The sequence below is a fragment of the Streptomyces griseorubiginosus genome (assembly GCF_017614965.1).
In the GTDB taxonomy this organism is placed as follows: domain Bacteria; phylum Actinomycetota; class Actinomycetes; order Streptomycetales; family Streptomycetaceae; genus Streptomyces; species Streptomyces griseorubiginosus_B.
The window spans coordinates 1-8,957 of record NZ_WVUG01000345.1 but is presented as its reverse complement, the minus strand read 5'-3'; the positions used below and the strand labels follow the sequence as shown (position 1 = coordinate 8,957).

Below are 8,957 nucleotides of genomic sequence, written 5' to 3'. Positions count from 1 at the left end.
CCTCCAGGTCCAGGGTCAGGCGCTCGACCTCGGCGCGGGCGGCGGCGGGGTCGCCGGCGGGGGCGGAGACGGCTCGGCGGAGGTCGGCGACGAGGGTGGAGATGCGGTCGTGCTCCTCGCGCAGACGACGCAGCGCCGGGCCGGCCGACGGGTGGCGGTCCTCGACGAACGGGAACAGGGCCAGGTCCTCGCCGGAGTGATGGTGGTGCAGCCCCTGGCAGAACGTGAGGCAGTTGACGCGCAGTTGGGCGCCCAGGGTCGGGCCGCCCGCAGCCATCTCCTCCCTGATCAGGGCCAGTTCACGGCGGAAGGCGTCGTGCACGACCTTGATCGCCTCGGCCGGGGAGGAGGCGTTGACGTTCGGGGGACCGCCGTTCGCGATCTGGTGCAGCGCGACCACGGGGATGGTCCGGGTGGTCTTCCTCTGGTACGCCGCCCAGCCGTCGTCGGCCTCCACCGCCCGCGCCCAGGCCCGCTCGCGCTCCTCCCCGGTCAGGACGACGGCCCGCGCCGGGTAGGTGAAAGCGCCGCTCTCCACGGTGACTTGGGGGTCGGCGCGGAGGTTGACGTACCAGTCGGGATGCTTGTCGGCGCCACCGGCGGAGGCGATGACCAGGACGCGGTCGCCGCCGTCGGGGAGGTAGCCGACGGGGGTGGTGTGCGGGGTGCCGGTGCGGGCGCCGGTGGTGGTGAGCAGGAGCAGCCGGGCCTGCGCGAAGTGGCCGGCCAGACGGCCCTTGTTGGCGCGGAACTCATCAATGACTTGTTGGTTGAAGTCGCTGACCCGTGGGTTGAAGTCGTTTGACCTGTATCCACCGAGCCGAGCCCGGAGCGGTCGTGGTCGTGGAGTCCGGCGACCTGGACTGGGCGCTGGCGGGCGGAAACGTCTGCGCGGTCGCCCAGCGGCGGGGCATCGCCGGGTTCGTGCTCGACGGCCTGATCCGCGATCTCGCGGAGGTCCGTGAGGCGGGGTTCCCGGTGTTCGCCCGGGGTGTCATCCCGATCCCAGGCACGAAGTCCGCGGTGGCGCCGCTGGGGGAGCCGGTGGTGTGCGGTGGGGTGCGGGTGTCGGCCGGGGACGTCGTGGTGGCGGACGAGGAGGGTGTGGTCGCCGTACCCGCCGCACGCCTCGACGAGATCCTCACGGCGGCCCGGGCGAAGCTCGCGCAGGAGGCCGCCGAGTCCCTGGACGAGTGGGAGTCGGCACACCGGTCCCGCATCGACAAGCTCCTGGCGGAGCAGGGCTTCGAGGGCTGACACCGACGCGCGATGCTCCTCTTCCTCGACATCGACGGCACACTGATCCCCTTCGGCGCGAGCGACCCGTACCCGTCGTACGATCACGCGGCTCACCCCGGTGGCCGCTGTCCCGTCTCACTTGAAGTGGGCCATCGCAAGTCCGTGACCTGGAGTGGTTCAGGTCTGAGGTTACGGCTGTGGACCGGGCCAGACATCGCCGCTCAACACACGCTCATCACCGAACGGGCGGGGCTTGGTAGGAATTGGGAGTTGGGCCGCGACCCTGGAAGGGGGGCGTTCGTGAGCGTCGGGTGCGGTCTGAACGTGTTGCTGTGATCGGAGGCGCCGTTCACGAGTCAGGTCGTAGGCGGTTGACGGGATCCCGTCCGATCACTTCGATCGGGCGAGGATCCCTGCGTTTCGCCGGACGGGCGACAGGCACCGCTGGCGGGCGGCGCCCGTAATCCGCTGTTCACCGCCTCCTTCGCGAGCAAGAATCGTCCGCATGTCTGCGATCCCCAGTGGCACGACCGCCTTCCACGAACTGCCCGCGTTCCTCGCCCAGCCTCGCGTCAACTCCCTTGCGCTGTCCGTCGATGGTGGCCGTCTCGTCGCCACCGTGCAGACGCTGTCGGAGGACCGGACCAGGTTCGTGTCCGGGCTGTGGGAGATCGATCCGGCCGGGGAGCGCGAGGCGCTGCGCCTGACCCGGTCGGGGAAGGGCGAGTCCGGGCCCGCGTTCGGTCCGGACGGGGTGCTGTACTTCCTGTCGGAACGCGAGGACGACAGTGCGGAGGACAAGCACGAGGGTGCCGCGCTGTGGGCGCTGCCCGAGCGTGGTGAGGCCGCCGTCGTGGCCCGGCACCCGGGCGGGATCACCGCGTTCACCGTCGCCCGGGAGTCCGGCGCGCTGGCCCACACCGCCGGGCTGCTGCCCGGGGCCGCCGACGCGGACGCGCACGGCAGGCTGCGCACGGCGCGCAAGGACGCGAAGGTCACCGCGATCCTGTACGAGGCCGGGCCGACCCGCGCCTGGGACCGCGATCTCGGCCCCGAGGAACAGCACACCTTCGTGCGCGCGGGGGCCGAGGGCGTCGTGGTCGACGCCGGCGGGCAGGGTGTCGGCCTCGAGAACCCCGGGGACGTGGCGCTGTCGCCCGACGGGACGCGAGTGGCCTACACCCGGTTCGTGCCCGGCCGGGTGCCCGCCGAGAACCGCACCGCCGTGGTGGTGGCACACGCGGCCACCGGCGAGGAGGTCTTCGTCCTGGGCGATGTGGAGCACCTCTACGAGGCGCCGGTGTTCACGCACGACGGCTCGGCGGTCGTGTGCTCGCGGATGACATGGCCGACTTACGACGAGTCGATGGACATGACGCTCGTCCGGGTCGGCGTGGACGGCGGAGAGGCCGTCGATCTGCTGCCCGGGTTCGACAACTGGCCTGTCGGCGCCGTCTGTTCCACGGTCGACGAGGCCCTCTTCTTCGTGGCCGATGTGGAGGGCCACGCGCCCGTCTTCCGGCGGGACGCGGACGGCACCGTGACCCGGCTCACCGCCTCGGGCGCGTACGGCTCGCTCTGCGTGGCCCCCGACGGGCGGACACTGTACGCGCTGCGCAACGCGATCGACTCGCCGCCGCGGCCGGTCAGGTTCGAGGCCGGCGTCGCCGACCAGACGCTGGTCGAGCTGCCCGCCCCCGGTGCGTTCGACGCGCTGCCGGGCACCCTCACCGAGGTGCACGCCAACGCGGCGGACGGGTACCGGCTGCGCGGCTGGCTCGTGCTGCCTGAGGGCGCGTCGGCCGAGAACCCCGCGCCGCTGCTCGTCGCCGTGCACGGCGGGCCGCAGGGCAGCTGGAACGGCTGGACCTGGCGGTGGAACCCGTGGCCGTTCGCGGCCCGCGGCTACGCGGTGCTGCTGCCCGACCCGGCCCTGTCGACCGGCTACGGTCAGCAGGGCCACCGGCGCGGCTGGGGGCAGTGGGGCGGGGTCCCGTACACGGACGTGATGGCGCTGACCGACGCGACCGAGGACCGTGACGACATCGATGCCGCGCGCACCGCCCTCGGGGGCGGCTCCTATGGCGGCTACATGGCCAACCGGGTCGCCACGAGCACCGATCGGTTCAAGGCGATCGTGAGCCACGCGGGCCTGTGGGACCTGCGGTCCTTCCAGGGCGACACCGACGCGCCCTGGTACTTCCAGTGCATCTTCGGGGACCCGGTGACCCGGCCCGAGCGGTACGAGGCGCACTCCCCGTACCTGGACGCCGCGAAGATCCGTACGCCGATGCTGGTCATCCACGGCGCGAAGGACTACCGCGTACCGGTCGGCCAGGGCGCCGCGCTCTTCCAGGATCTGCAGCGGTTCGAAGTGCCTGCGAAGTATCTGTACTTCCCGGACGAGAACCACTGGATCCTCTCTCCGGGCCACATCCAGGTCTGGTACGAGGCGTTCCTGAACTTCCTCGACCACCACGTCCTTGGTGACGAGTGGCAGCGGCCCGGACTGCTGTGAGCGCGGGCGGGCGTCGGCCTTCGAAGAGGTCGGATCCCCGCTTTTGGGCAGGAACGGACGCCGGTTCACCGCGGCCCGACGCGCTAGCGGACGCCAGGTGCAGCGACCCTCCGACCCGGCAGTTGGTGACCTTGCCCGCGACACCGGTGTACTGCCGGGGCACGTGGGTGGCGATGTCGACGGAGTGGTGGGACGGTTCCCCGCCGACCACCGTGTGGCCGGCGGGGCGTGGGGCGGCTGCTGTCGTCGGCGGCCGGTACGGTGGGGCCGCGAGCAGGCCCTTCTTCGCCGTCATCCCCGAGCACTGGCGGCGCAGCGGGTTCAACTCGGGGCTGTCGTAGGTGCGGTGCTTGATGCGGATCCCGTAGGCGTTGATCGCCTGCCAGCGCTCCGGCAGCAACTCGACGCAGTCCTCCCCGCTGAGCGGCACTGGCACGTATCCGCAGGAATCGAGCAGCGGCGCCGCACGACTAGGTTCGCTGAGACAGAAGCCCGAACGACTCGGTTCGTTGAGAAAACGACTCGATTGAGTGAGACAGGACACCTTCAGCGAGGCTGGTCAGCCGCACCCGCCCGAGTGGTGTGGCGCACTATTGCAAGCATGTGCTTGCAATAGTTAGCGACGGTGTTGCACAGTGGAGGCATGGCAACGCTCAACGTCGGCAATCTCGGCGAGTACCTGCGCGAACAGCGGCGCAACGCGCAGCTGTCGCTCAGGCAGCTCGCCGATGCCGCCGGGGTGTCCAATCCGTATCTGAGCCAGATCGAGCGCGGGCTGCGCAAGCCGAGCGCGGAGGTGTTGCAGCAGGTAGCCAAGGCGCTGCGGATCTCCGCCGAGACGCTGTACGTGCGGGCCGGCATCCTCGACGCGGAGCGCGACCGCGACGAGGTGGAGACGCGCGCGGTCATACTCGCCGACCCCACGCTCAACGAGCGGCAGAAGCAGGTCCTGCTGCAGATCTACGAGTCGTTCAGGAAAGAGAACGGCTTCGGGGCCGAGGACGGCGAGGCCGACGCGGTGGCCCAGACGAACGCCGCGGTCGCCGAGGCCGTGGCGTCCGGCGACGGCACGGTGGACACCGAGGGCGACGACACCGTCGTACGACGCCCCACCCGCAAGGGCACCGAGGCGGCCGAGAACAGCGCGGCCGGTGGACGTGAGTCCGCCGCGCGCCGCACCCGCACAGCCGGCGGCAGCGACGCCGCACCGCACGACCCGCAGCGGCCCGCCAGTTGAGCGAGCCCGCCGCGGCACCCAAAACCCTCAGCTGCACGTGATCCGGGAGGACCATCACCATGGCCATCACCGACGACCTCCGCAAGACCCTCAGCGACCCCACGCCGCTCTACTTCGCGGCCGGCACCGCCGACCTGGCCTTCCAGCAGGCCAAGAAGGTGCCCGGCCTGGTGGAGCAGCTGCGCGCCGAGGCCCCGGCCCGCATCGAGGCCGTCCGCAACACCGACCCGAAGGCCGTCCAGGAGAAGGCCCAGGCCCGTGCCAAGGAGGCGCAGGCCCGCGTCAAGGAGACGCAGGAGTCCTTCCAGGCCAAGGTCACCGAGTTCATCGCCAACCTCGACGGCGACATCAAGAAGCTCGGCTCCACCATCGACGCCGACCTGAAGAAGTTCGGCGAGTCCGCCCAGGACTTCGCGCTGCGCGGTGTCGGCGTGGCCGCCGAGTACGCCGTCAAGGCCCGCGAGACCTACGAGAAGGTCGCCGAGCACGGCGAGCAGGCCGTGCGCACCTGGCGCGGCGAGGCCGCCGAGGGCATCGAGTCCGTCGCCGAGGACGTCGAGGAACTGGCGATCGCCGTCGAGCCGAAGCCCGAGCCGGCCGCCGCCAAGGAGGAGCCCGCCGTGGCCACGCCCGCTCCCGCCGCCAAGAAGACCGCCCCCGCCAAGAAGGCGCCGGTCCGCAAGACCACCACCGCGAAGAAGACCACCCCGCCCGCCAAGTGACACGAACGGGTGACGAAGAACGGGCCGGGCACTCCTGGAGTGCCCGGCCCGTTCTCTGTGTAGCGGGAACGCCTGAACGGTACGGTGACCGCGTAAGGACTAGCCGATTCGGGTGGTGGACGTTGTGCTGATGTCGGGCTTCGCAGGGTTCATGTGGCTGCTCTACCTCGCCATGCTGGTCCTCGCCGTGGTGGCGCTCCTCATGGCGGCCCTCTTCCGCGACGACGCCTACCGCGCCGCCGACAAGCAGAACAAGGGCTTCTGGCTGATCATCCTGGGCATCGCGGTGGCGGTGAACCTGCTGATCCCGATGCTCTTCCTCCAGCTCGCCGGCCTGGTCGCCTCCATCGTCTTCTTCGTGGACGTCCGCCCCGCCCTCAAGCAGGTCTCGGGCGGCGGCTTCGGCCGCAGAAGGGGCGGCGGCAGCAGCAGCGACGGCCCGTACGGCCCCTGGAACGGCGGACGCTGAGAACCTCCCGGACGACGAGCGGCCCCTCAGGGTCACGACAAGGAGGGGCCGACGAGGGTCACGACAATCCTCAGGGGCCCGGTGACTGCGCTCAGCCCTCCCGGTCCAGCAGCAGCACCGCGACGTCGTCCGTCAACTCGCCCCCGTTGAGCTCGCGCACCTCGTTCACCGCGGCCCGCAACAGCTCCTCGCCGCCCAGCCCCTCGGCGAGCAGCCGGCGCACGATCTCCACCATCCCGTCCTGCCCGAGTCGCTCCCGCCCCTGACCGACATGGCCCTCGATGAGCCCGTCGGTGTAGAGCATCAGGCTCCACTCCGGTCCCAGCTCCACCTGCATCCGCGGCCACCGGGCCCCGGGCAGCAGGCCGAGAGCCGGCCCGTTGTTGTCGTACGGCAGCAGCTTCGGGGCCCGTCCCGGCCGGGCGACCAACGGCGAGGGATGCCCGGCGAGACACAGCCCGGCCCTCCGCCCGTCCGGTGCGATGTCCACCGTGCACAGGGTCGCGAAGATCTCGTCGTCGGACCGCTCGTGTTCGAGCACCTGCTGGAGTGTGTTCAGCAACTGGTCCCCGCACAGCCCCGCGAGCGTCAGCGCCCGCCAGGCGATCCGCAGCTCCACCCCGAGCGCGGCCTCGTCGGGGCCGTGCCCGCAGACGTCACCGATCATGGCGTGCACGGTCCCGTCCGGAGTCCGTACGACGTCGTAGAAGTCCCCGCCGAGCAGCGCACGCGAGCGGCCGGGCCGGTAGCGCGCGGCGAACCGCAGCGACGATCCGTCCAGCAGCGGGGTCGGCAGCAGCCCGCGCTCCAGACGCCGGTTCTCCTGCGCCCGTACCCGCCCCTCGGCCAGCCGCCGCTCGGCCGTGTCGGAACGTTTCCGCTCCACGGCGTACCGCACCGCCCGGCTCAGCAGCCGCCCGTCCAGCTCGTCCCGGAAGAGATAGTCCTGGGCGCCCACCCGCACGGCCTCGGCGCCGCGCTCGGCGTCACCGGAGGGGGCCAGGGCGAGCACGGCGTGCCGGGGGGCGAGCCGCAGCACGTGCTTGAGCACGGCGAGCTCGTCCTCGTCGTCGCCACGCCCCTGCAGCGCGAGGTCCAGCAGGATGCAGTGGACGTCGTCGGTCAGCAGCCGCTCCGCCTCGGTGAGGTTGCGGGCGTGCCGGACGCGGATCGGCTTGTCGGCCGGGTCCTGCGGTTCGGGCAGGACCGCGGAGCCGCCGGGATCGTTCTCGATCAGCAGCAGCGTGAGGTGGGTGGTGGCGTTGTTGTCGACCGTGGCTTCCTTGTACGGGGACCGGTGCGTGGAGGGACCGCCGTGAGCCTGACCGCTCTCCGCGGCCGGGATCGCTCGCTGCCGCGGTATGGGTACGGGCATCGTCCTGACTTCCTTCCCTCCCCCCGAGGGCGCGGTGGGGCGAGGGGCCTCGATCCACCGACGGGGACCATAGCGGTAGTCGGCGCCCGAGCGGAATGGTGTGAGCCACGTCGCCGTACACCGGCCACCGTCATATGCCGCGTTCCGTACCGCAGTTGGACAGCACACCCCACCAGGGGGAATGACGAAGGTCACGTCCGCCCGACGTTTGAACTCAACACGGCGTGCCCTGCGTCACGTGACCGCGGTCTCAGGCGTCCGGCCGCACCACGCCCAGGATCGGCATGGACCCGGCCCCCGCGATCGTCACCGTCCGCCCCGGCCGCGGCGCGTGCACGATGGCGCCGTCACCGATGTACAGGGCGACATGGCTGGCGTCGTCGAAGTAGATGATGAGATCCCCCGGACGCATGTCCTTGATGTCCACGTGCTTGAGCTGCTTCCACTGCTCCTGCGAGGTGCGCGGGATGGGATGCCCGGCTTCCAGCCAGGCCTGGGAGGTGAGCCCCGAGCAGTCGTACGACCTGGGCCCCTCGGCGCCCCACTCGTAGGGCTTCCCGATCTGCTGGGTGGCGAAGGCGACGGCCTTCTTCCCCGCCTCGGAAGCGGACCCCTTGATCTCGTCCATCACCCCGGTGCCGAGCCAGGCGCTCTGCGCCTTGTAAGCGGCCTCCCGCTCCAACTCGGCGAGCCGCTCCTTCTCCTTCTTCTCCAGCCGGGACTCGAGTTTCTCCGCGGCCGCGATCTGCGTCCTGATCTCCTTGCGGGCGGACTCCTTGGCCTTCCGATCGGCCTCCAGCTTCTGCCACTGAGCCGAGGCGTCCGTCGCGTACTGCTGCAAGTCCTCCTGCGTACGGGTCAGTTCCCCGATGAGCCCCTTGGCAGCCCGTTCGCCCTGCAGCACCCGCCCGGCCCCGTCCAGGAACTGCTGCGGATTGTCGCTGAGCATCAACTGCGCCTCGTCGGGCAGCCCCCCGCTCCGGTACTGCGCGGCAGCCGCGGCCCCCGCCCGCTTCTTCAACTCGTCGAGCTTCTTCTGCCCTTCGACGATCTTCTTCGCCAGATCGACGATCGCGGCGGACTGCTTCCGCGCCCGCTCCTCGGCGGCGTTGTAGGAGTCCGTGGCGACGGCGGCGTCGTGGTACAGCCCGTCGAGCTTCTCCCGGACGGCCTCAAGGTCCTTGGCGGAGGCCGAAGGAGTCGGCTCCGGACTCGCGAACGCCACCCCGGGGACGGCCAGTACGGCAACCACACACGCCACGGCGGTGGCCAGCAACCGACGCTTGGCCGCACGCATACCGCTCCCCCCAACCTGATTTACCGTCAGTAACATGCAAACCGGAGGGATCGTGCCACGATCAACCGCAATAAGACAGCCCCGGACCCCTGACGATCTC

8 protein-coding genes and 1 pseudogene are annotated in these 8,957 nt (G+C 71.0%); 6 read left to right on the top strand and 3 right to left on the bottom strand.

The genetic code is table 11. The annotated features are described in order from the left end of the window. Nucleotides 1-760 (bottom strand): nitroreductase/quinone reductase family protein (locus tag GRC12_RS38140; protein WP_208784865.1); only part of this gene is annotated, 760 nt, incomplete at its 3' end. Nucleotides 761-810: 50 nt separating this feature from the next. On the opposite strand from GRC12_RS38140, the pseudogene GRC12_RS38135 reads away from it, so the two are divergent. From GRC12_RS38135 to GRC12_RS38110, 6 genes and pseudogenes are all read left to right on the top strand, one after another. Further along, nucleotides 811-1,257, top strand: a pseudogene (locus GRC12_RS38135) (RraA family protein); the annotation flags it as partial. A gap of 487 nt (nt 1,258-1,744) precedes the next feature. Then, the gene (locus GRC12_RS38130; protein WP_208784862.1) at nt 1,745-3,757 is read left to right on the top strand and encodes an alpha/beta hydrolase family protein; all 2,013 of its coding nucleotides are present in this window, start codon (nt 1,745-1,747) and stop codon (nt 3,755-3,757) included. A 125-nt stretch (nt 3,758-3,882) separates the two neighbouring features. After that, nucleotides 3,883-4,098, top strand: coding sequence for a hypothetical protein (locus GRC12_RS38125; protein WP_208784861.1), 216 nt, complete (start codon nt 3,883-3,885; stop codon nt 4,096-4,098). 302 nt (nt 4,099-4,400) lie between these two features. Then, nucleotides 4,401-4,994, top strand: coding sequence for a helix-turn-helix domain-containing protein (locus tag GRC12_RS38120; protein WP_208784860.1), 594 nt, complete (start codon nt 4,401-4,403; stop codon nt 4,992-4,994). 59 nt (nt 4,995-5,053) lie between these two features. After that, nucleotides 5,054-5,716 (top strand): hypothetical protein, encoded by a 663-nt coding sequence (locus tag GRC12_RS38115; protein ID WP_208784859.1) that lies wholly within the window; start codon nt 5,054-5,056, stop codon nt 5,714-5,716. 130 nt (nt 5,717-5,846) lie between these two features. Continuing rightward, nucleotides 5,847-6,185 (top strand): DUF2516 family protein, encoded by a 339-nt coding sequence (locus tag GRC12_RS38110; RefSeq protein WP_244374406.1) that lies wholly within the window; start codon nt 5,847-5,849, stop codon nt 6,183-6,185. 91 nt (nt 6,186-6,276) lie between these two features. On the opposite strand, the gene GRC12_RS38105 is transcribed toward GRC12_RS38110, so the two are convergent. Together GRC12_RS38105 and GRC12_RS38100 are read right to left on the bottom strand one after the other, a co-directional pair. Beyond that, the gene (locus GRC12_RS38105; RefSeq protein ID WP_208784858.1) at nt 6,277-7,560 is read right to left on the bottom strand and encodes a PP2C family protein-serine/threonine phosphatase; all 1,284 of its coding nucleotides are present in this window, start codon (nt 7,558-7,560) and stop codon (nt 6,277-6,279) included. A gap of 250 nt (nt 7,561-7,810) precedes the next feature. After that, nucleotides 7,811-8,857 carry a C40 family peptidase gene (locus tag GRC12_RS38100; RefSeq protein WP_208784855.1) on the bottom strand — a complete coding sequence of 349 codons (1,047 nt, stop codon included), beginning with the start codon at nt 8,855-8,857 and terminating at the stop codon, nt 7,811-7,813. Between the last annotated feature and the right edge of the window lie 100 nt (nt 8,858-8,957).

Coding starts and splice junctions, on each gene's coding strand:
- GRC12_RS38115 (WP_208784859.1), top strand. CDS start 5,054: ATGGCCATCACCGACGACCTCCGCAAGACCCTCAGCGACCCCACGCCG.
- GRC12_RS38130 (WP_208784862.1), top strand. CDS start 1,745: ATGTCTGCGATCCCCAGTGGCACGACCGCCTTCCACGAACTGCCCGCG.
- GRC12_RS38120 (WP_208784860.1), top strand. CDS start 4,401: ATGGCAACGCTCAACGTCGGCAATCTCGGCGAGTACCTGCGCGAACAG.
- GRC12_RS38105 (WP_208784858.1), bottom strand. CDS start 7,560: ATGCCCGTACCCATACCGCGGCAGCGAGCGATCCCGGCCGCGGAGAGC.
- GRC12_RS38100 (WP_208784855.1), bottom strand. CDS start 8,857: ATGCGTGCGGCCAAGCGTCGGTTGCTGGCCACCGCCGTGGCGTGTGTG.
- GRC12_RS38110 (WP_244374406.1), top strand. CDS start 5,847: ATGTCGGGCTTCGCAGGGTTCATGTGGCTGCTCTACCTCGCCATGCTG.